The organism is Clostridium paridis (genome assembly GCF_016765615.1).
Taxonomy (GTDB): domain Bacteria; phylum Bacillota; class Clostridia; order Clostridiales; family Clostridiaceae; genus Clostridium_T; species Clostridium_T paridis.
This window is the reverse complement of record NZ_JAESWA010000020.1, coordinates 191,032-214,391: the sequence shown is the minus strand read 5'-3', so window position 1 is coordinate 214,391 and position 23,360 is coordinate 191,032. Positions and strand designations below refer to the sequence as shown.

23 protein-coding genes are annotated in these 23,360 nt (G+C 31.4%); 3 read left to right on the top strand and 20 right to left on the bottom strand.

Going from position 1 to position 23,360, the window contains the following annotated elements:
• Window positions 1-191 precede the first annotated feature (191 nt).
• From JK634_RS07485 to JK634_RS07450, 8 genes are all read right to left on the bottom strand, one after another.
• Entirely contained in the window at window positions 192-1,952 is a 1,761-nt protein-coding gene (locus tag JK634_RS07485) for a PAS domain-containing protein (protein WP_202767019.1), read from the bottom strand.
• Window positions 1,953-2,128: 176 nt separating this feature from the next.
• Window positions 2,129-2,518 carry an iron chaperone gene (locus tag JK634_RS07480; protein WP_202767018.1) on the bottom strand — a complete coding sequence of 130 codons (390 nt, stop codon included), beginning with the start codon at window positions 2,516-2,518 and terminating at the stop codon, window positions 2,129-2,131.
• Window positions 2,519-2,569: 51 nt separating this feature from the next.
• A complete protein-coding gene (locus tag JK634_RS07475) occupies window positions 2,570-3,283 on the bottom strand; it encodes a cell wall-binding repeat-containing protein (protein WP_202767017.1) in 714 nt (237 codons plus the stop codon).
• A gap of 11 nt (window positions 3,284-3,294) precedes the next feature.
• Window positions 3,295-3,612 carry a hypothetical protein gene (locus JK634_RS07470; protein ID WP_202767016.1) on the bottom strand — a complete coding sequence of 106 codons (318 nt, stop codon included), beginning with the start codon at window positions 3,610-3,612 and terminating at the stop codon, window positions 3,295-3,297.
• A gap of 136 nt (window positions 3,613-3,748) precedes the next feature.
• Complete coding sequence (locus JK634_RS07465; RefSeq protein WP_202767015.1) at window positions 3,749-4,408, bottom strand: potassium channel family protein; 660 nt, start codon at window positions 4,406-4,408, stop codon at window positions 3,749-3,751.
• 15 nt (window positions 4,409-4,423) lie between these two features.
• A complete protein-coding gene (locus tag JK634_RS07460; protein WP_243425576.1) occupies window positions 4,424-5,095 on the bottom strand; it encodes a potassium channel family protein in 672 nt (223 codons plus the stop codon).
• Between the two features lie 24 nt (window positions 5,096-5,119).
• Window positions 5,120-7,936 (bottom strand): cation-translocating P-type ATPase, encoded by a 2,817-nt coding sequence (locus tag JK634_RS07455; RefSeq protein WP_202767014.1) that lies wholly within the window; start codon window positions 7,934-7,936, stop codon window positions 5,120-5,122.
• A 143-nt stretch (window positions 7,937-8,079) separates the two neighbouring features.
• On the bottom strand, window positions 8,080-10,218 hold the full coding sequence (locus tag JK634_RS07450; protein WP_202767013.1) for a DUF7948 domain-containing protein: 2,139 nt from the start codon (window positions 10,216-10,218) through the stop codon (window positions 8,080-8,082).
• A gap of 210 nt (window positions 10,219-10,428) precedes the next feature.
• Between JK634_RS07450 and JK634_RS07445 the strand changes: the two genes are divergently transcribed.
• Both JK634_RS07445 and JK634_RS07440 read left to right on the top strand, forming a co-directional pair.
• Window positions 10,429-11,454, top strand: a complete 1,026-nt coding sequence (locus tag JK634_RS07445) for a sugar ABC transporter substrate-binding protein (RefSeq protein ID WP_202767012.1) — start codon at window positions 10,429-10,431, stop codon at window positions 11,452-11,454.
• A 101-nt stretch (window positions 11,455-11,555) separates the two neighbouring features.
• Complete coding sequence (locus JK634_RS07440; RefSeq protein WP_202767011.1) at window positions 11,556-12,578, top strand: sugar ABC transporter substrate-binding protein; 1,023 nt, start codon at window positions 11,556-11,558, stop codon at window positions 12,576-12,578.
• A 36-nt stretch (window positions 12,579-12,614) separates the two neighbouring features.
• Here the strand turns inward: JK634_RS07440 and JK634_RS07435 are convergent, their stop codons facing one another.
• From JK634_RS07435 to JK634_RS07415, 5 genes are all read right to left on the bottom strand, one after another.
• Window positions 12,615-13,271, bottom strand: a complete 657-nt coding sequence (locus tag JK634_RS07435) for a hypothetical protein (protein ID WP_202767010.1) — start codon at window positions 13,269-13,271, stop codon at window positions 12,615-12,617.
• A 22-nt stretch (window positions 13,272-13,293) separates the two neighbouring features.
• Complete coding sequence (locus tag JK634_RS07430; protein WP_202767009.1) at window positions 13,294-13,596, bottom strand: winged helix-turn-helix domain-containing protein; 303 nt, start codon at window positions 13,594-13,596, stop codon at window positions 13,294-13,296.
• 1 nt (window position 13,597) lies between these two features.
• Window positions 13,598-14,251 carry a hypothetical protein gene (locus JK634_RS07425; RefSeq protein ID WP_202767008.1) on the bottom strand — a complete coding sequence of 218 codons (654 nt, stop codon included), beginning with the start codon at window positions 14,249-14,251 and terminating at the stop codon, window positions 13,598-13,600.
• A gap of 132 nt (window positions 14,252-14,383) precedes the next feature.
• Window positions 14,384-15,112 (bottom strand): MerR family transcriptional regulator, encoded by a 729-nt coding sequence (locus JK634_RS20645; RefSeq protein WP_202767007.1) that lies wholly within the window; start codon window positions 15,110-15,112, stop codon window positions 14,384-14,386.
• Between the two features lie 29 nt (window positions 15,113-15,141).
• Window positions 15,142-15,996 carry an Hsp33 family molecular chaperone HslO gene (locus tag JK634_RS07415; protein ID WP_202767006.1) on the bottom strand — a complete coding sequence of 285 codons (855 nt, stop codon included), beginning with the start codon at window positions 15,994-15,996 and terminating at the stop codon, window positions 15,142-15,144.
• A 203-nt stretch (window positions 15,997-16,199) separates the two neighbouring features.
• Here JK634_RS07415 and JK634_RS07410 point away from each other — a divergent pair, with 203 nt between their 5' ends.
• Window positions 16,200-16,658 (top strand): YdeI/OmpD-associated family protein, encoded by a 459-nt coding sequence (locus JK634_RS07410; RefSeq protein ID WP_202767005.1) that lies wholly within the window; start codon window positions 16,200-16,202, stop codon window positions 16,656-16,658.
• A 74-nt stretch (window positions 16,659-16,732) separates the two neighbouring features.
• Here JK634_RS07410 and JK634_RS07405 read toward each other — a convergent pair whose 3' ends face one another.
• From JK634_RS07405 to JK634_RS07375, 7 genes are all read right to left on the bottom strand, one after another.
• The gene (locus tag JK634_RS07405; protein WP_202767004.1) at window positions 16,733-17,059 is read right to left on the bottom strand and encodes a nucleoside triphosphate pyrophosphohydrolase family protein; all 327 of its coding nucleotides are present in this window, start codon (window positions 17,057-17,059) and stop codon (window positions 16,733-16,735) included.
• A 32-nt stretch (window positions 17,060-17,091) separates the two neighbouring features.
• Complete coding sequence (locus JK634_RS07400; protein ID WP_202767003.1) at window positions 17,092-17,652, bottom strand: DNA-3-methyladenine glycosylase I; 561 nt, start codon at window positions 17,650-17,652, stop codon at window positions 17,092-17,094.
• Between the two features lie 90 nt (window positions 17,653-17,742).
• Window positions 17,743-18,228, bottom strand: coding sequence for a GNAT family N-acetyltransferase (locus JK634_RS07395; protein ID WP_202767002.1), 486 nt, complete (start codon window positions 18,226-18,228; stop codon window positions 17,743-17,745).
• A 135-nt stretch (window positions 18,229-18,363) separates the two neighbouring features.
• A complete protein-coding gene (locus JK634_RS07390; protein WP_202767001.1) occupies window positions 18,364-19,287 on the bottom strand; it encodes a S66 peptidase family protein in 924 nt (307 codons plus the stop codon).
• 224 nt (window positions 19,288-19,511) lie between these two features.
• On the bottom strand, window positions 19,512-20,402 hold the full coding sequence (locus JK634_RS07385; protein ID WP_202767000.1) for an MSCRAMM family protein: 891 nt from the start codon (window positions 20,400-20,402) through the stop codon (window positions 19,512-19,514).
• A 1-nt stretch (window position 20,403) separates the two neighbouring features.
• Window positions 20,404-21,267 (bottom strand): MSCRAMM family protein, encoded by an 864-nt coding sequence (locus JK634_RS07380; RefSeq protein ID WP_202766999.1) that lies wholly within the window; start codon window positions 21,265-21,267, stop codon window positions 20,404-20,406.
• A gap of 185 nt (window positions 21,268-21,452) precedes the next feature.
• Window positions 21,453-22,931 carry an Lsa family ABC-F type ribosomal protection protein gene (locus tag JK634_RS07375; protein ID WP_202766998.1) on the bottom strand — a complete coding sequence of 493 codons (1,479 nt, stop codon included), beginning with the start codon at window positions 22,929-22,931 and terminating at the stop codon, window positions 21,453-21,455.
• Window positions 22,932-23,360: the final 429 nt, after the last annotated feature.

The following is a 23,360-nucleotide window of genomic DNA, read 5'->3' as shown; positions in this document are numbered from 1 at the left end:
ATTAATGCGGTTGGCGAACCTGCAATAATTTTATCAAATGAGGTTTCTTTTTTTCTACTCATAGCTATAAGCTTTTTTGAACCACAGGTATAACCTGTGGTATTCGTTACACAATAAAAGATCACCTTCAAAAAATTCCTATTGAAGGTGATCTCAATTTTAGTTAGTACTTACATATAAATAAAATTATTCTATTTATAATTTTGAATTTCATTTATTAATTTATCTATTAAATCATTAACATCAAATCCACCTCTATTACTTATCATCTCTATTGTTGCCATAGATGACATTGTCTTAAATAATAATGGGTTCCTTAATTTACTGAACTTAGGTGAAAGATTTATTAGAAAATCTTTTATAAATGGATACTCCTTAACTAAATCTCCAATAACTGTTTCATTTGTAATTCCATATTCATTTACATTTTCTTTTTTCTCTATCTCTTCTGATTCTTTTTTAGTGTTACTCCAGGACAATAGTCTCTGGCTTCCTGATAATCCTCTAATTTTAGTAACATCTTGCATCATCTCCAAGACCCCTCTAAAAATTCCCTTTTCATCTCTTACTGCATTGTAAATAATATATATAAACTTTCCTCCCATTTCCAGCCAGAATTCTGCCTGGTCCTGCTCTCCAGATCTAAAAGCTCTAATTATTTCTTCAACAGTTGCTACGCTCTCTCTTGGATGACAATTTTGTACCTGTCTTCCAATAACTCCAGCACTTCTTGGAAATACCCTATGTTTTGTATCACTATAAAACTTAACTATTTCATTTTCATCTACATAGGACAAATCTACTTGAAGATGCTTGAATATCAAGTTTATTTGTTCAAGTGTTAATTTTCCTTGGCTTACATCTAATACCTCATTGCTTGATGAAGATGTAAGCATTCCATGTTTCTGAAGTACATTAGCTAAATCCTTTATTAACTCACTGTTTGAGGTATCATTCATAATTTCTCCTCCTTCATTACCATACGGTACTGATGATTCAATTAAACAATAACCAATCTCATCATCACCTTTTCTCATCTGTATAAAATCTTCCTCTGAAAGAATATCAACTGCTGTAGGGCAAAGTATTTCTTCTTCCTTTACCATCATATCTTCCACCATTTCTATCACTTCTTCTTGAATCTTTAAGAAATCTTCATCTTGGTCATTTTCTAAGTATACCTTGGCAGTTTTAATTATTTCCTTTATTTTGTTATCTAATGTCCACATGACTTTCGAGGGTTTATCGAACCCTTTATTCTCTAAGGCTGCAAAAAGTTGATTTTGCTTTCTTGAAAAGTGAATATTTATCTCACCTAATTCATCATAAAGCTCAGCCCACTGGTTTTTAATAAATTTATTCTCAACCAGTCCTCTCATTTTATCAAGAACTTTTCTAATTGCATCAATTTCGTCTAGATAAGTTCTAATAGGATGTCCTACTGGTAAATCTAGCTTATTACTTACTAGTAATCCATCAAATATCTCTAGTATTTCTTTCATTTTCTCAGCTAATATGTCGTCTGATATACCGTATTTTTGAAGATATTGTTCACATACTGCAAATTCTTGAGCAGTAACACTACTAACTGCTTCCCTCATTTTAGCTTTTGCCTGTTTTAATGTTATATTTTCATTGAGGTAGCTTAACTTTATATGCATTATTTTTTGAATTTTATCTTCATCAACCTCTAAATATTCACTCATCTTAATATTTTCAAGCTTTGTCTTTTGTGAAAAATAAACATGAAATTCCTCATCGCTTACCTTTTCCACATATTTTTCAAACCCCTTTTCTTCCATCATTTTATATATTGGAAAGGGTTCAAAATCTTTAATTATATGTACTCCAGTATTAGGATTCAAATCTTTTACCGTTTGAGTAATACAATCTCTAAAAGATTCATGTTCTCCTCTACCATCTATAGTTATATAATTAATGTCTTTTTTCATTTATTTACCTCACTTTTATAAAATTACACCTATTATTTAATAGACTTATATATATTAATACTTATATGATAATACTTATCAGTTATAAAAACTGTAACATAAATCACATATTTATATTTTTATTTAATATAAAAAAAATGTGCCATAAAGCACAATGCAATATGACACACTCTTAACTAGGATTTCTTTTTTGATTTATTTTCTACCTTCTTTATATTTTCATCTACTCTAAATTTAACAATTCTACTTATTAACTCATAAGGTAGTGGCTTTTCTATTGGAAATTGCACTGACCCTTTTGCTCCTTTATACTCTGATAATTCCGCTTTAAATGCACTAATTGCACTCGGAGTTGGATAAAATCCAATGTGATTTTTATAGGCAGCAAAATGTACCAAGTTCCCATGAAAAACAAAAGTCGGCATTTGATAACTTATCTTTTCATCAGCTTCTGGTGCTGCTTCTCTTATAACTTTTCTTAATGCATTTAGTATATCTTGAATCTCTGACGGAAACTTTAGAATATATTCGCTTATAGGATCCATACTTACATCTTTCTCATCCATAAATTCTCCTCTTAATCATTATTATTCATTTGTTTTAGTAATAATATATTCTTATTTAAGGATTCTATTTATTAATGAATCTGGTACTGCACCTGTTCCGCCAAGAATCCTCTTCATCTTCATCATATCTCTATTATCTCTTATTGCGCCTGCTATATCATCTGGCATTGAGCTATCAACTAGGATTATAGGATTATTAAGAGTTCCAGCTAACGCAGCTCCAGACAATGCATCAGCAAACGCTAATCCTGTAGCGAAATAAGTATTACCATAAAAGAACGGAAATCTTGCTAGTATTTCCATATTAGTTTCATACCTATTATTACCTGCAATTCTTTCAGCATTAGGTAATGTACTAAGTACATTATCACTTATAACTCCAATTCCTCCTATAACATAAGTTTTTGTTATACCTTTATTACTGATATAATTTTTAACACTGGTAGGAAGTTGATTTTTGTCTGTAAGCAATATAGGTGTCTGTTTATTACCTGCATATGAAGCAATTGACAAGGCATCTGGATAGTCATTACCAGTTACTATGAAGGCCTCAGACTTAGAACTATTAAGATATTTGGCTATTTCAAGAGATGTTTCATAACGATCATTTCCTGAAATTCTTGTAACCTTAATTCCTTGACTTTGAAGAACGTTCTTCACATTGTCAGATATTACTCCAGCTCCTCCTACTATAAAAACTTCTTTTGGATTAAGACTAGTAATTTCATTTTGAACTTCTGGAGGAAGTGCATTTTTGCTAGTCAATAAAATTGGAGCTACATATTTGAATTGCTATTATAATTAAGATTATTATAATAAATCATCAATACATTATCCGTAGTTTCTTTATCAACAATATAATTTCTAATTGTACAATCTCCTAAAAGGTCTTTTGTAGAATCTATATTAACTGTGCTATTAAACTGAAATGCAATAAATCCACTAATGGGTACTTTACCACTATTATTAACTGGATAACTATTGGTAACATTAAATTGTGTTGCTGCCTTAGCTTTATAGGTTCCAAATGACAAGCCAATGGGTGTAATTAATAAAAAGACAAGCATTAATATAAATGATTTTTTCTTTTTCAAGATATTATCCCCCTTAATTCACATAATAATTAGATTGTACCAATATTTTACTAAGTAAACAATTAAAACCTTGCTAAACCCATTGCTTTATAAAAAAAAACACCTCAAATATAAATCTGAGATGTCTCTTAACCTATTATCCAAATATCTCTTTTAATTCTTTTCTACTAGTTTCAGCAGCTAATGCTAATATATCATCATTTACTAAAATTTTTGTATCTCCCTTAGGTATTAATAAGGATTTTTCCCTTGTAATAGCAATAAGTACTGAATCCTGAGGTATAGATAGATCCTTTAATAATCGATTTGAAGCTTTAGCATTTTGTTTTACTTTCAGTTGGACAATAGAGAATTTTCCTCTATTGAGCTTTAAAATAGTAAACATATCTTTTAAATCCATTTCTTCAGCAACGAAATGTGCCATCAAATCTGCTTGATTAACTCTAATATCCACACCCATTCCAATATTAAATAGCCATGCATTCTTTGGATTATTGACTCTAGCTACTACTCTTGGAACTCCAAACTCCATTTTAGCAAGTGTTGATACTACTAGATTGGTCTCATCTGCACCTGTAACTGCAGCCACTACATCTGCTGAAGCTATTCCTGCTTTTTCAAGTACTTGAGGACTTGAGCCACTACCTAAAATCAACACTTCTTGTGGTAACTCTTTTTGTATCTTATTATATGTTTTTTCACATTGCTCAATTAACCGTATTTCATTACCACTTGCTAATAATAAGGATGCAAGATAGGCTCCCACTTGTCCGCCACCTATAATGATAACTCTCATATTTTTTCCCCCTTTTTACCCTATACCCAACATTGACTTTAACTTATTTATTGCAGAGGAAATTACTGATATATATATAACATCTTCTGCTTCAAAAACAGTTCCTCTAGTTGGTATAAAAGTTTTATTATTACGGCTAATAGAAACAATTTGTATTTCTCCAATAACAGTTAATTCATTTACTGTGTGTCCTACCAATAATGAAGGTATTTCTATACGTACTAAATTAACATGTCCATTTCCCATTTCATAAACGCTATCTAATTGATTATAAGTTAGCATTTCAGTCGCTCTTTCTATGCCCCAAGTTGTTGTTGAAACAGCTTGTATTCCTAATCTATGATAAATATCTGCACTTCTAGAATCATAAAGCCTTGCAACTACCCGTGGTACTTTATAAATATTTCTTGCTATCCTAGCTATAACTGCGTTAATTTCGTCACTTGTAGTGCAAGATACCACAGCATCTACTTTATCTATTTGAGCCTTAGTTAGCACATCTCTATCAAATCCAAAACCAACAATTTTTGTTCCTTTAAAGTCTTTACCTAAACCATTAAATACTTCTGGATTAGAATCTATGACAGTTACCTGGTGTCCCTTTTTCACAAGATTAAGCGATAAACCCGTCCCCATTCTTCCTAAACCTACTACAATAACCTTCATGCCTATCACCTCTCTATTCATTTTTATAATTTCATTAGGATTTTCTTACTCAGGTTTCCTTAGCATTCTTCTACGAACCAATGCCTTTCTCAACTCTTCTATTAGTAATATTAATGGAGGCCAAATAAATAATAATAAGCAATCAGATAACTTTAATGCAGCTGTATGGAAAATTGATTGAAATAATGGGAAATAAACTAAAGCTGAGATCAAGAAAATTTCAAAAACAACTCCAAAATTCACTTGTTTATTGCTAAACATCCCAACTTTAAATACAGATTGTTTTTCTGTACGACAATTAAATACAGCTCCAACTTGGCTAAATACAATTGCTGCAAGAGTCATTGCTGTTGCCTTAATATAAACTGGATCATTCCCTCCAGCTAATGGAACTTTGGGCCATCCATTTTGAATATTGATAAAGAAATAAGATATGGCTGAAGTTAATGAACCTAATACTCCATACCATAGAAATGCCTTAATAACCAGCTTTTTATTTAATAATGGCTCTTTTTGATTGCGAGGTGGCTCATTCATAACCCCTTTTTCAGGTTTCTCAGTTCCAAGTCCTAGAGCTGGTAACATATCTGTACCTAAATCAATTGTTAGGATTTGCATAACTGTAAGTGGTAATGGAATAGCCCCTCTTGAAAATAGAAACATAGCTGAAGGTACTGCCTCAGGAACATTTGAATTTAGAATATAGAGCATAAATTTACGGATATTACTATAAACAGCACGCCCCTCCTCTATAGCATGAACAATAGATGCAAAGTTATCATCAGTCAGAATCATATCTGCCGCTTCTTTAGCTACATCAGTGCCTGCAATACCCATTGCAACTCCAATGTCAGCTTTTTTAAGCGCAGGTGCATCATTTACCCCATCTCCTGTAACCGCAACAATTTCTCCCATTGCCTGCAAGTTGGATACTACCCTTAATTTTTGTTCTGTTGCTACCCTTGCAAAAATTATTTCATCTTTTAAATACTCTTTTAATTTATCATCAGATAGTTCTTCTAATTCAAGTCCTGATACCACTCTAGGATTACTTCCCTTAACAATACCAATACGTCTTGCAATGCTTTCAGCTGTTAATCCATAATCTCCAGTAATCATTACTATTCTTATGCCAGCTCTTCTACACTCCTCCACAGCATCAGATACCTCTGGCCTAGGTGGATCTGCCATAACAATCAACCCTACAAATACTAAATCTTTCTCAATAATTTCAGGGGTGTAAGCACTCATTGCAACTGGTATATTATCATCCTTATGAAGCAAACGATATGCCACTGCCAATACACGTAAACCATCTCGAGCATATCCATCATTAGCCTTCATTATTTCTTCTCTCATCTTATCTGTAATTGGCTTTACTTCACCATTTATGCGAATAGTTTCACTTAACTTCATTATCTCTTTTGGAGCACCTTTTATATATGCAATACGCTTAGTCCCCTCTATCTCTTCTTGCAATTGATGAATAGTTGTCATCCTTTTTCTACGTGATTCAAATGGCAACTCTCTTAATCTAGGTGTTAGTTCTGCTTTTTCATGTATATCAATACCTGCTTTTTCAGCCACAACTCCCAAACAAGCTTCAGTTGGGTCTCCTAAAACAGTATATCTATTTGATTCCTCATTTGGAGGTAATAGTCTTGCATTACTACATAGTGCTGCTCCAGTTAGTAATAATTTTAAATCCTTATCATCTTCTGCCTTGACTTTTCTATTTCCTTCAAAAATATTTCCTTCTGGCCCATATCCAACACCAGTAACTTTAAATTCCTTATTAATTAACCATAGGTTACTTACTGTCATTTCATTTTGAGTTAATGTACCTGTTTTATCTGTGCAAATAACTGTAGTGCTTCCTAGTGTTTCAACTGAAGAGAGCGTCTTTACTAATGCATTTCGTTTTGACATTCTCTGTACTGCCATAGCAAGCGACAAAGTAACTGTTGGTAGTAACCCTTCGGGAATAAATGCGACAATCATACCTAATGAAAAGATGAATGAAGAAGCTATAGGTTCATTTACTAAAAATAACGCTGCAACAAAAAAGAAAACACCAAAAGCTATAGCTATTATTGATATTTGTTTTGTTAATCTGTTCATTTCTTTTTGTAAAGGGCTATCCTCTTTTTCCATACTTTGAGTAAGGTCTGCAATTTTACCAAATTCAGTTCTCATTCCTATCTCAATTACAATAGCTTTTCCATTTCCCTCTGATACACTTGTCCCTGCAAAAATTAAATTAGGTATTTCAGCTAATGTGAGATCATTTTTTAATACTGCATCTTTTACCTTACGAACAGGATTTGACTCTCCTGTAAGCGTTGATTGATTAACTTGTAAATCACTGCACTCAACTAATCTTGCATCCGCTGATATCTTATCTCCTTCCTCTAATAAAACGATATCTCCAATTACTAAATCCTCTGCTAATATTTTTTGTTCCTCACCATCACGAATAACACGTGCATAAGATGGCAGCATATTTCTTAATGCATCTGTTGCCTTGCTTGCACGATGTTCCTGCCAAAAACTAAAAACTCCATTAATGACATTAACTAACCAAATAGCAATTCCTAATTCTGGCATTCCTGCGAAGAAGGCCACTATACCTCCAACCCATAATAAAACTGCCATTAAGTGAGTAAAATTTCCAAGAAAGATAAGCAATACTGACTTTTTCTTTTTTTCATCAATAACATTCTTGCCTTGTTCTTTCTGATACTGCGCTGCCTGCCCTCTTGTTAATCCCTTGTAACTTGTCCCGAATACTTCATAGACTTTATCAACTGGAAGTTTGTAAATACTTTTCTTAACATCTACTTTTGCTTCATCACAGTTCATTTTTTTCGCCTCTCCTTCTCGTAAATAATATGCAAAAATCTAGGTTTAAATGCCCTGAAATCTATTCATTCTTTACTTAAAGAAAAAATCCCACGGACATTAGCCCGGGGGATTTTAATATGCTCTATTTAAATCTATTTTAGCTATTCTAAAAAACTTATTCCTCTACTTAGCTTTACTTCTATTGGCTCTGGTGGTGGGGGTGGTATTATTGGTTCTGATAATTTCGTAATGAAAATATCTCCATTCCCATTATTTACACTCTGAAATGGATCTTTTGTAGGGAATCCTGGACCTGGAGGCGGTTGACCATTTGAGTAAGTAGCCCCTACTATGATTACATCTCCATCAAGATTAACTGCAAGTCCATATCCAATATCATAATTAGCACCACCAAGATATGATGAATAAGATAAAATTCCTATATAATTGATTTTTGCCACAAATGCATCAGTATTACCAGCGTAAGTAAGTTGAAAAGCATTCTTTGTAGGGAAACCAACACTTGAAGTCGTTGATCCAGTAATATATGCATTTTCATTGGCATCTACTGCTATTCCATATCCCAAGTCATCCCCAGTACCCCCTAAATAAGTAGAGTACACTAGTAAAGATCCATTAGTTGTAATTTTGTATATAAAAGCATCATAAGTTCCTCCCCCAAAACTTGGCTGTAGCGCATTTTGAATAGGGAAGTTTCCAGTTGTATACCCTGTTACATATACATTACCAGTATTATCTAAAGCAATTCCCCTTGTATTGTCCTCACCGGTTCCTCCTAAATATGTGGAAAATACATAAGTATAAGCAATTCCCACAGGCACAAGTTTAGTTACAAAAGTATCAAGCAAACCTCCTCCATAAACAGGTTGTAATGCATTAAACATTGGGAAGTTTCCTTTAGTATCACCTGCAATATATAAATTGAAGTTTTTATCTACACCAATACCACGTCCAAAGTCATCCTGTGTCCCTCCAAGATAAGTGCAGTATTCAATAGCTCCTAATCTACTAAGTTTTAGTATAAAAGCATCAACACTTATATCTCCTTTATCAGGTTTAAGCGCTCCTGGAGTAGTTGGAAAACCAAAAGATCTTGTATAACCGGTAATATAAATGCTATCAAAAGTATCTACTGCAATTGAAAAACTTTGATCATAATCCCCTCCTCCAAAATAAGTGGAGTAAAGAAGTGAAGACCCATCTGCACTAAACTTAGATATAAAACAATCACAATATCCACCATTAGCTCCTTGAATGGGATTGAAAGTTGGAAAATCTGTACACCAAGTGGTTCCAGTTACCCATATATTTTTTAATGAATCTACTGCAATTCCATAGCCATAATCATGCGGCCCAGAAGATCCTGGGTCTGATGATATGCTACCTCCAATATAAGTAAAGAATATTACCCCTGATCCATCTCCCTTAATTTTAGCAACAAATGCATCCCAACCAGCTTTATAGGGATATAGTGAGGTAGGAGTAGGAAAAGTATTTGATTGAGTATAGCCAGTAATATAAACATCATTATTGCTATCTGTAGTAATCGCATAGCCTACATCTGGACCACTATCTCCATAATAAGTAGACCAAATCAATATAGGATCTATAACTAACGCTTTTGAATGATCATATTGCCCTAACTTAAAGCTAACTGTTTGTTCTTCACTTATTACATAATCAGCTTCTACTTTATTTTGTTTTCCATCAACTTCTTGATAAACTAAAGGCTTACATAATTTTAATGTTTCACTATCAATCAACAGTATTAAATTTCCCTGTTCATCTATAGTTATTTTTTCTACTCCACTAAAATTGATATTTATTTGACTCGCATCGTAATTTGGCTGCACAATAAAATCCCATTCTAACTGCTGCTGATTACCATAATAGACTATATCTATTCCTTGATATATACTTTTACATTTAACTTTTTCGTAAGTAGAAATGTTTGTGAGCCATCTGGAGGTATCGTTTCCTATAAAATAATTACACTTACCTGGCAATTCCTCCAATCCTATAATCTCTAAATCCTCTTTTGCATTAATAAAATTCATCTTTACATACGAAACTTCTAATTCCTCATTAGTTGAAACACTCTCTGCTTTGTTTAAATTCAAATCATTCCTTTGCCTTAATGATAATACAACCTGTGATGGGGTAAAAAATAAATTATAGTTACTCCCTTTGGCTATAAATTTAGCTTCTGGATCAATCTGTCCTTCGTTAACTTGAAAACTCAGTGGAAACATTGTATATTTTTTTTCTATTAATGACATATTATTTAATTCTCCAAAATGATTTATTGCATTATATGCCCTAATTACCAATTAAGTGTAATATTCCAAAGGACTATTTACTAATACATCTACCTATTTTAAAACTTTCCATAATTAAATCTATCTTTGGATTATTTCAAAATTAATACTCTCATAAAATCTATTGTTTGAATACCATATTATGAGATTAATAATTAATAGGAAGTAAATATGTATCAAGCTATACCTGATTCTTTTGCAGTTCCAATTATCTATGTTAATAATAATATTTTAGAAATAAAAATTAATGAAATACACAATAGAAAACAAATAATAATAGGTGTTTCTTTGCCCAACCAAGGAATACCTAGATGGGTAAAAGATAAAGAATTTATGGAAAAGTACGGGTATCAAAGGAATGTCATCATGAAAATAAAAAATGCTAATTATGATATTGATTTACAAGGAAAGCAAGTAAAAGAACTAATATCAGAAAATATAGATGTATTAATTATAGCTCCTTTAGATTCAATAGCTTCTGCTGATTCCGTTAATGCCGCAAAGGATGAGGGGGTTATAGTAATTTCTTATGATGGACTCGTCTCAAATGCAAAATTAGATTTATTCGTGACCTTTGATAGTACTCAAGTTGGTGAATTACAAGGGAAATATCTTACACAAGTTGTTCCTAGAGGCAATTATATTATAATGTATGGAGATCACAATGATCCAAATTCTAAACTCTATAAAGATGGTGCAATGGAATATATTAAACCTTTAGTCAACATAGGCTCAATAAATATAGTTACAGATAAGGAAATAATCAATTGGTATCCTGAAAACGCCTATAAAATAGTAAAAGATTCTTTAATTGCAAATAACAATAATGTTAATGCTATATTAGCTCCTAATGATGATACTGCTGGTAGTGCAATAAGAGCCTTGGAAGAGCAAGGATTGGCTGGTAAGGTTGCTGTTACTGGACAAGATGCAACAATAGATGCTATAAAAAGAATTATAAAAGGAACTCAATCAATGACTGTTTTTAATGATTCTAGAGAACTTGCCAAGGTTGCTATAGATTCTGCAATTAAACTAGTAAATAACCAATTTGTAGAATATACTATACTTTTAAATAATGGTAAAGAAGAGGTTCCAACCATAATTATTCCCCCTATATTAGTAACTCGAAATAATATAACACAGACTATCATAAATAGTGGATATTGGAAAAGTGAAGAAATTTATATATTATAAAAAAGAGAAATAGGTTTGAATTTTATTATTTCTAAATTAATAATCGCATAAAGAATGCTTATTGAATATTTTATTATGAGATTAATAATTAGGAAGTATATATGTACCAATCAATACCTGAATCTTTTGCTATTCCAATTATTTATGTTAATAGTGAGATTATAGAGATAGAGATAAATACACCATCAGAACGAAAACCAGTTGTTATAGGCATATCTTTGCCAAATCAAAATATCCCTAGGTGGATTAGAGATAAAGAATTTATGGAACAATATGCTGAACAGAAGAGAGCAATTACTAAAATAGCAAATGCTAATTATGATGCGGATTTACAAATGAAGCAGGTAGAAGAATTAATATCTCAAAATGTTGATGTATTAATAATAGCTCCTTTAGATGCAGTAGCTGCCTCTGAATATGTTAGAAAAGCCAAAGATGAAGGAATTAAAGTAATATCTTATGACGGACTTATAAAAAACATAGATTTAGATTTATTTGTATCTTTTAATGGCACACAGGTTGGTGAACTGCAAGGGAAATATCTTATTCAAGCTGTTCCCCGTGGCAACTATATTATTCTATCAGGCGACCCTAATGACTCCACTTCTAAACTCTATAAAGATGGTGCAATGGAGTATATACAGCCTCTAGTTAGTAGAGGGGAAATAAATATAGTTACTGATAAACCAGTAATTAATTGGTATTCTGATAATGCCTATAAAATTGTAAAAGATTCATTAATTCAAAATAACAATAAAATTAATGCTATATTATCACCCACTGATGATATAGCCTCTGGTGCAATTAAAGCTTTGGAGGAACAAGGTTTAGCTGGTAAGGTTGCAGTAACTGGGCAAGATGGAACTGTAGATGCTATTAAAAGAATAATAAATGGAACTCAATCCATGACTGTACTTAAAGACACTAGAAAACTAGGTAAAGTTGCTATAGACTCAGCTATTAAATTAGCTAATGACCAATATGTAGAAGCTAACACAACAGTATATAATGGTGCATCAGATGTTCCTTCTATTATTATTTCACCCGAACTCGTTACTAGAAACAATATATCTAATGCTATTATAAACAGCGGATTTTTGAAGAGTGAAGAAGTCTATGGATAACATAAAAAGCTTACCTTTATGAGGTAAGCCTTTTTCCTATGCATTTTCTTTAATTAAAACTGATTTTGTTTTTAAATCTATTATTCGTGTTCTTGTATCTGCACTAGATACATATATGGTATCTCCATTATTATCTATGCAATATGATATAGGAATGGAGATACCGCAATTTCTATATGAACCATCTGCATGACTTGTTCCAACAATAATTGTATTATTGATTTTTGCTATTTTCTCAGCTTCATTTATCCATTCTCTAAATTGTTCTTCACTAAACATTCCTACCCCAATTGGGTGAGCAATGAAACTTATTTTTTCACCTATCTTCTTAAAATCCCTAGCTCCCTTTAATATCTCCATACATAGCAAATATCCAATATTAATATCACCATAGCTAGCCATCAATGGAGTGTATAATTCTATATTTTCATCTGGTAGAGTTTTTGCTCTTTCTAAAATTATTTTACCATCATTACTTATAACCACTGCTCTATCTTTATTATCTTTTTTATAAGATGTAATTATTAAAATATCCCTCTCTTTTGCTAAAGCACACGCATCAACTAATGCATTTTCATTTGATATATATCCTTCAGGATAAAGTACAGCATCAATTCCTTCATTCTCATTTACTTCATTCTGAAGTTGAGTAATACCTTCCTCATGAGTAGGTTGACCAATTAAAATTCTCATTATTCCCTCCATAGGCCTCAACTTATTTATCTTTATTACTAAATTGCCTTATTACATTCTCTAATGTATTTACATAATCAATGAATTCATCTTTTCCTTTTTCAGTTAGTTTGTACCTTGTTCTTGGTTTATTATCATAGAAGTCTTTATAAACTTCTATAAATCCTACTTCTTCCATCTTCGACATCTGTACACTTAAGTTTCCATCTGTAGCTTTTGTAATTTCCTTTACTTCTTTGAAGTTTTTTTCCCCAGTCATTAAACAAGCTATTATTGATATTCTAAGCTTTGATTGAAATATGTCAGGTATAGAATTAATATCCAAATTAATTCCCCCTTGATTGTTTAGTCTTTAAGAAAAAACCTGTATATATGAATGTAAAAGGAAGCATTAAGGAAAATATACCTTGAAGCAATCCTTCATCAACCATAGGAAGCCTCAAATAAGCATATACTAAACTAATGCCTATATATACTATTCCTAATTTCATTAGATGATTATAACCAGTAAATAGTGCTGTTACAATTAATGCAATGGCCAAACTAAAAATCATTACTGAAAAATGATTCGTTTCAATTACAAGGTTTGTCATATCTACAGATGAAGAGCCAGTAGAGCTTATTCTAACTTTATTTGGTATAACATTCATAATTACTATTAGCATCCACACTTTCATTAAGTGTTTTTCTAAACCTACAAGTGGAATTTTTTTAGATATGTGCCTATAAACTAACGCTGCCAATATTACAATTATACCTATGGGTAAAATATAACTAAGTACAGGAAACTTTGTCATAAAATTAATTGTCTTCTCTCTATTTCCTAAAATCACAAAACTCAATACACTGTTTACAAGAAAGAGAATTCCCCAATAAATAAATATTCTACTAAATGTCGTTAAGGATTTACTTGTTCTGTCAATTACCCCTTTTATAAGAGATATGTTCTCAACTGCCTCCTGCAAAACTTTTTCATCCATCAAAATCACTCCTTATATTTTAATAAAGTACTTTATAATATAAAGTGTATTCCCTTAGGAATATTTTGTCAATATCATATGTAAGTTTATTACAAAAAAAACCAAAACTATTTGTTCTAGGTTTTTAAATATTTATTTCATGTTTAACAATATTTCTTGAATATATTTATAAAGTTCTCCACTCATCCCACTTCCTTTTGCCGCACTAGGATTCTCAGTGTAATAGCGTTCAGCAGAATGTACAATACCTTTATCTCCACCAGTAAAGAAATTCATACCTTCTTGCCACGTCATTGCTAATCCAATAACTTTTGGGTCATCAACTGGAGTACCTTTAGATAATTCCTCTTGAAATGAAGTAATTAATTTAGTCCATTTAGCAGCTTGAACATTCATTTCTGAATCATCTAGTTTATGGTATTGCTTTTTTAGCTTTATACGTTGCTCTTTGGTAAAATATTTTTTTTGATTTCTAATTAGTTCAATTGAATGAATAAACTGTTCAAAAGATGGTTTATTCCAAGAATTAAAAACATCCAAAAGTTCTTTTAATTCACCTTTAAGCTCATTCTTTAATTTTATTTCTTCATCTAAGCGTTTAAGCTGCATTTCAATAACTTCTTTAGGATTATATTTAGGATTGTCAAAAAACTCTTTAATCTCATCTAGGGAAAATTCCAATTGTTTAAGGGACATTATTTGCTGAAGTTTTATTATGTCCTCTTCAGAATATAAACGATGCCCAGCCTCAGTATGAAATGTTGGATGTAATAATCCTATTTCATCATAGTGATGAAGGGTTCTTATTGTGAGCCCTGTTAGCTTAGATAAATCCCCTACCTTCCAAGTTCTATTTTGCACTAATATCACTCTCCTTCTTTTAAGTGAAGTTATATAAGTTTTCCTATATCATCTTTATCAAAAACATATTTTTCCCCACATATATTACATACCATTTCGATGGACTTATTGCTTTCATATGCATCTATAAGTTCTTCCCTATTTAAAGAATGTAACATAGGATAAAAACCATCCTTTGAGCATCCACAAAAGAACTTTATTGTGCTCTTTTCTAAAATATCAATATTCTCAAATAATAAGCATGAAATTTCCTCTAGATTCTTATCATTTCTCGATATAATATATTGATTCCCTAATATTATTTTCTTTATATCCTCAATAATGTTTGTTGGTGCACCTGGAAGTAACTGCACCATTATACCTCTACTTAACTCAATTTCATTATTTTCATTATATATCATATTTACATGAAAAAAAGACGGAATTTGTTCACTTTGATTAAAATAATACGAAAAATCATCCACAATGTTTCCACATGGCATTCCTGTTATTCCTGTAAATATACTATTCATGCCTAAATCCTTTAATACTTGAATGCACCCTTTATCCCCTAGTAGTTCTTCAACAGATAGGTTTCTTAATACTTCCAACGGAACATTTAATAGTTCATCACTGACATAACCTCGAACATTTCCCATAGAATCAGTATCTGTAAATATCTTGTACTTTCTATTACTAGCACTAATTTTTATACTTACTCTCTGATTTCCTTTTAAAGTTCCAGATATTAACCCTGCGATAGATACAGTTTTTCCAAGTACATTTTTCAAAAGCTTACTCATGTTTTTATTCTCACAGATTTCTTTTATCATGTCAGTATTATCTATCCACAAAATACGTACCTGTTTGTTATATGCTAATGTTTTTATAATATGATTATTCATTTTAATTCTAACTCCTTTCAAGATTTAACACCTTACGTTAGGTTCTAAATAGACTATACATCCTAACGTAAGGTTAGGTGCAAGAATTATTTTTGAAATTTTTAAATGCACTACTTATTCGATGTTTTATGATTTAAGTTCCAATATTCCATGATATAATAATTTCAAGTACAACTTAAGAAACAAAAGAAAGGGTGAATTCATTGAAACAAGAATTTAATGCAGTTATAAAACAGCACGGAGAAAAAAATGCCTCCTTTATTGAACCTCCATTTGATGTTAAAGAGGTGTTTGGTTCTAAACGTGTTAAGGTTAAAGCAACTTTTGATGGGGTTGAATATCGAGGATCTGTTGTAAGTATGGGTGGATGTTATATGCTTGGAATTACTCAAGAGATTAGAAATAAAATTGGAAAAGGATTTGGAGACGAAATATTTGTAACTTTAGAAAAGGATGAAGAAGAACGTTCCGTAGAAATTCCTGAAGACTTTGGTAGAGAGATGAATAACAATGAAGCTGCTTTAGCAACCTTTAAAACCCTATCATACTCAGCACAGAAAGAATACATAACTTGGATTACTTCAGCTAAACGTGAAGAGACTAGATTAGATCGTATAGCAAAGTCTGTTGTTTTACTATCTGAAGGTAAAAAACTAAGATAATTATTTTTAAATATAGAAAAACGTCGGAATTTTATTTCAAAATACCAACGTTTTTCGAATATAACTTATATTACTTAACCTTTTAAGTGGTTTTCTGTTTTTGATAAAAATTTCTCTACTGCTTCACTGGCATCTATATTCATGCGATCAGCTAAAACAGTAAGCCACCATATGCATTCCCCAAGCTTATGTTCTAATTCAGATACATCATCTCCATTTATTGGCCACCGTCCTTGATTCGCCATAGTCAAACGTCCTACTAATCCAGCATCAGTAAGAAAAGCCAGAGCATCTTCCTCAACTGTCCACTCTTTTTCATGATAATGCTTTTCTAATTTATGATACATTTTTCTTATTTGTATTGAACGTTCAATAATCTCACTAAAGTTAATGTCTTTCATTTTTTTCTCTTCTTTCTATGAAAATTTATATCTTATCTATTTAGAGAATGAAATGGGCAAGTTCTTTTATGATCATCTACCATTCCAATTGCCTGCATAAATGAATACATGGTTACTGGTCCAACAAATTTAAAATTACGTTTCTTTAAGTCTTTACTTATTTGCTCAGAAATACTATCTTGAGCTGGCATACTTGCTTCTGATTCCCAGTTATTTATTAAAGGTTTAAAATCAACATACTTCCATAAGTAATTAGAAAAGCTACCAAATTCCGACTGTATCTTAATAATCTCAATTGCATTATTTCTTACAGATTTAAGTTTTAATAAGTTTTTAACCACATTATAATCTTCTCTTATTTTCTCTAGAGCCTCATCACTTAATTTAGAGCAATACTCAATATCAAAGTTCTTAAAAGCTTTTCTATAATCTTCTCTCTTAGAAAGTACAATACTCCAAGAAAGTCCCGATTGTGCTCCTTCTAATGTAAGCATTTCAAATATATATGTATCATCATGACTTGGTATACACCATTCATTATCATGATATTTTTTCATCATTTCGCTATTTCCAGGCCATGAACATTCACTCACAACTCATTCCTCCTAATTATTTTAGATATATTTTTATTATATCCTCTTAAACCTGACTACTTCATGTCATATTAAAATTGAATTAGACTATTATTTAATTGATTTCAAATATCTAATCTGATCTCTATTATCAATAAAAACTCTATCAACCATTTTAAAACCTATATCTTCATAGAATTTACGAAGCTTTGGCCTTGAAGTTCCACAATTAAGTCTTAATGATTTTACACCATACTCTTTGCATAACAACTCTGCAGATTCAACAATCTTTTTACCATAACCCATCTTACTATATTCTCTACAAACAGATAGCTTATGTAAAACCCCTGACTCCATCTGTTTCAACTCACTCCAAAAAAGTGAATCATACCATTGTAATATATATACGCCAATTAAGTCGCCATTCTCATAACATAACTTCATTTCACTTATATCATATTGTTCCAAAAGCTTTTCAGTTGTTAAATCTTCTATCTTCCACATTGGCTTATTTATTGAATTTAGCCACTTTGCTGATTCAATTAAAACCTTTGAAAAAGTCTCAATATTATTATTATTTACATTAACAACTTCCATATAGAATCTCTCCTCACACTGCTATTTTTTCATTTATTCCATACTATTAATTATATAACTTAATTTATAAATTAAGCTAAAAGAAACCGTAAAATTCAGTTATAAATCTTACGGTACTCTATAGACATTTACTTTTTATTCATGTACTGTTGGTTCAAGTATTGTAAGTGTATTATCATAAGTATTAAGATTTGCTTGAGCTCCTATAGGTATAGCCATCTTAAATCTACCATGACCAGTTGCTAAATTAGTCATAAGTGGCTTATTAAGTGGTATCATAACTTCATTAATTAAATCTTCATAATTCTTATCATATGCTGGTTCACATAGTGAACATTGACCCATGATTATACCTGCACAATCTCTAAATTTACCTGCTAACCTTAAATGATTTATATATCTGTAAACTGTATTAATTGGTTCATGAACCTCTTCAAGTAAAAGTATCTTACCTCTTGTATCAAGTTCAAATGGAGTTCCAAGGTTTCCTACAAAAGATGCGAGATTACCTCCTATTATTGGACCTGTTACATTTCCAGGTACCCTACTTACTAATTGCCTTCCTGGAGGATTCTCAAGTTTCCTTGGTGACGTAATTGTAGATGTCGCAGTAAAAAACTGATTAAAGTTATATGCAGGTGTTGTAGGTCTAAAATCAATTAGCATAAGACTATGAAATGTAATTAAATTAGCCCATCTATATAAGGCATTTAATAAAATTGTTATATCACTGTACCCTGTAACAATTTTAGGATTCTGTGCTATAAATGGATAATCAAGATATGGTACGATACCTTCAACCCCTACTCCTCCTCTTGATGGCATAATAGCTTTAACATTTGGATTTCTAAACATCTCCATCAAATCTGAGGCTCTTTCCTGCTCTGATGCTGCAAGATACCCGCTATAAGAATACACATATTTACCTAAAACTACACTAAACCCCATACTTTCAAGGGTTTTTATACGCTCGTTAATAACATTTTCAAACAATGGACTCCCTAAAGTAACTATTCCGATCGTATCTCCTGGGCGTAAAATTTCTGGTCTGGTTGCCATTATCATTCACCTTCTAAATAATATAATAGTATATAATATATTAACTATATCCAATTTGACATTGACCTTAGAAGATTTGTATATGATTAAATGAAATGAGAAAAATCCCACAGATTACATTTCTGCGGGATTATAGAAATCTATTTTTATTTTTATAGTCAAAATATTTGCTCCTTTTTGCCTGAAGCAAAACATCATTTTAAGGCACCACGCATCACTCTTACCTAAAGCCTATCTGGAATTTCAATATTCTTTTCAAAATATTCTCCATTTTGCAGCTTGCCCTTTACTACATAATGCCCTTTTTCTATATTTGAAAATAAATAAACTCCATCTTCATTAGTAACTTGGACCTGCACTATCCTTTCATCGCCATTATCATCTATCTCATATAAAAATACTTCAGCATTTGGAATTACTGCATCTTTTGATGTGATTAATCCACTTATAGTACCTTTATTATCATTGTAATTCTTTAAAAGATATAGGTTCAGTAAGGCATATTCATACTTTTCAACACTTATCTCTACTGGTTCTTGTGAATTATATCCATGCCTCTCAACTTCAATGGTATATTTATTAGGAAACACATTATAAATCAAATATTGCCCTCTGCTATTTGAAGTTGTTTTATATATTACTTTACCTCTATCTTCTAATGACTTCATATAGATCATTGCATTTGGTATAGGTTTAAGGGTTACTTCTTCTAATACTTTTCCATAAACTATACCATTGGCCAAGGCAGAATTTTTTTTAAGAGTAAAAGCTATTTTTGTAACTTCATCATTTCTTATTCTAATTTTCCTACTCATGGATGTCCCATAGTAATTTGCTGAAGCAATAACTTCATACTCTCCTGGAGGTAATAAATTCTTAAATTTGAAAAATCCATTCTCATCAGTATTAGTGTGAAACAACGGATTAAAATTTTCATCAAAAACCTTAACAGTTGCATTAGCTATCGGCGATCCTCTATCTACTACTTTTCCTATTAAGAGGGTATCATAACATGGAGGTATCTCTACCAGATCTAAGTTAACAGTAGCTTCTTCATTTTCATTTATTACAACTGAATCGCTATCTGTGAGAATATACACATCTTTAATTATCATTTTATACCACTTGATCCTGTAAAGTTGCTTTCACTCTATAGGTTCCTGGATTTAAGCTACCAAATAAATATCTTCCAGAACTACTAGTTTTAGTAAGAGCTATAACTGTTTCAACTCCTCCAGAGATTGAATATAGTGCTACTACAGCATTTGGGATAGGCTGACCTGAGGTTTGACTCTTAATAAATCCACTTACTGTACCTGTATTAGATTGAGGATCAGCTGTTAAATTTACATCAGAAAGCACATAATCTTTTGTTCCAACACTTATTGGAGCTGAATCCTTAGGCTGATAACCTAATTTAGATGCTGAGACATAATAATTACCAGTCGCTAATTCTGTAAATAAATATTGCCCATTAGCATTTGTTGGTGCTATACCAATAAATGTAGGTGGCTGCCCTTGAACAGTACTATATAAATCTACAATTGCATTTTCTATTGGTAATAACGTATTATTATCTCTTATTATTCCAAATACAGCACTTAGGTTTGCATTTGGATCTGGCTGAATAACTAAATTTACTGTGGTAGACTTATTTGATTGAATAGTAACAGGTGTAGATGTTGGTAAAAGGTATCCATCTTTAGTCGCAAGCACCTGATAGGCTCCTGCTGGAAGATTGGTAATTGTATACTGACCATTTCCTCCTGAAATTGTATGCTCAATTGGATTGTTATTTATATCATATACCTTAATAGTAGCCCCCGCTACTGGTGAGCCACCTGATGTTACTGTTCCTGTGATATTCCCACTATTTGCAAGGGGATTTATAACTAAATTTAAATCTTCAGTTTTTTCTTCTCTTCCTGTTATATCAAATTGCTGACTATGACCGAGTACATATTCATCTTTAAAGGACATTTTTCTCTTCTCCTTATTCTATATTTTATTGTCGAATCATACTATATAATATAAAAATATAAGGATATATGTTACTGTATATAACAAATAAGAGACATAATGCCTAAATATGTTGAAAGACTTTTATTTAAAAGAAAATCCCCCAGATTATCTTTCTGAGGGATTATAAAATATTATTTCTACCTTTACAACCTTACTACCTTTGTTGCAACATTTTCACAAAATGCACTATCATGCTCAACAAAAAGGATTGTTGGTTCATATTCAATTAACAATTTTTCAATCTGCATACAAGAAATTACATCTATAAAGTTTAGTGGTTCATCCCAGATATATAAATGAGCTCTTTCACACAAGCTTCTTGCTATCAATACTTTTTTCTTTTGTCCTCCACTAAAGTCTTGAATATTTTTTTCAAATTGTTCTCTTGAGAAATCAAGCTTTCTAAGAATGGACTTAAATAAACTTTCGTCAATGCTATATTTATATGCATACTCAGATAAACTTCCATGTAAGTCCGATGTATCCTGAGAAACATACGAAATAACTAATTGATTATTTTTAACTAATGTTCCTTCGAAAGGAATATCTTCGCCTAAAATCAACTTCAATATACTTGATTTTCCACTTCCATTCTTTCCTTGAAGCGCAACTCTTTCACCCTGCTCTACGCTAAAGTTTATTCCTTCGCATACAACTCTATCATCATAGCAAATAGAGATATCTCTTAGCTCTACTAACTTACTATCATGAAACTTAAGAGGTGATATCTTTAGTCTTTCATTACTCTCAATATTCTTAAGAAGCTTTGATTTCTCCTCAATCATATTTTGTTGTCTTGATTCTATATTCTTTGAACGCTTCATCATTTTTGCTGCTTTATGTCCAACATACCCTCTATCTATTTTGCTACCTGAATTTGTAGTTGCATATTTAGAGCTTTCCACACTATCTGACCAAGAAGATGTACGTTTTGCTGCCGCAGAAAGTCTATTTATATCCTTTTTTAATTTTTCATTTTCTGCTAGTTCAAAACCGTCTTGTAACTCTTTATTTTCCCACCACGAAGAGAAATTTCCTTTTTGTATTTCAATATTTGTTTTATTAATAGCCAAAATATGATCAACACAATTGTCTAAGAAAGCTCTATCATGTGAAACTAAAATAAATCCTTTCTTTCTGTTCAAATAGCTGCTAAGTTTTTTTCTAGCTTCAGTATCTAAATGATTTGTAGGCTCATCAATAAGTAGAAATGCATTCTCCTTTAAAAACATTGCTGCAAGTAATACTTTTGTTTGCTCTCCTTTAGATAGTGTATAAAACTGCCTGTAGAAAACATCATCTTCTACATCTAATTGAGATAATTCCTTCATTATCTCCCAATCCATAGAATTAGGACTGATTTCTCTAATGATATCTATTGTGAAATTTTCTTGTTCCTTAACCTCATAAGGGAAATATTCAAAGGTTACACTAGCTGAAATATTTCCAGAGTATTCATACCTCCCAAGTAGAAGGTTCATGAAAGTAGTTTTTCCTCTTCCATTTCTACCTGTAAAACCTAACTTCCAATCTGTATCAATTTGAAAACTTACATTTTCAAAAATATTATCGTAACTGCCTTCATATGCGAAGGTCAGATTTGTAACATTTATTAAAGACATATTTTTGTCCTCCTTTGTAATTTACTTGTACAAATGACAAAGTCGGCACAATAGGTGACTACCATTACTCCATATAAATGTCACCTATTATTTCCGGCTTATATGGAGATTATCATGTGCCAACATAGTATCTTTATCACTCATCATATTATTCCTCCTTTTACTTGTAAAAAATAAGAGCTGCAAGAATCATTATTCTTACAGCTCATAAATATACTTAATTAAGCTAGTATTATAAAATAACACTAGAGTATATATTAAGAGAAAAAATAATAACTTTCTTGCATAAATAAGCACAACAAAATTAACAGAACAGCTCTGTTTATCATTTAATAATATTGTACTTTAACTAATTAGCAAGAAAAATTAATCATCTTTTCACCTCAAATTTCATTTTTTTATATTTTAACATTATATGATAAAGAAATC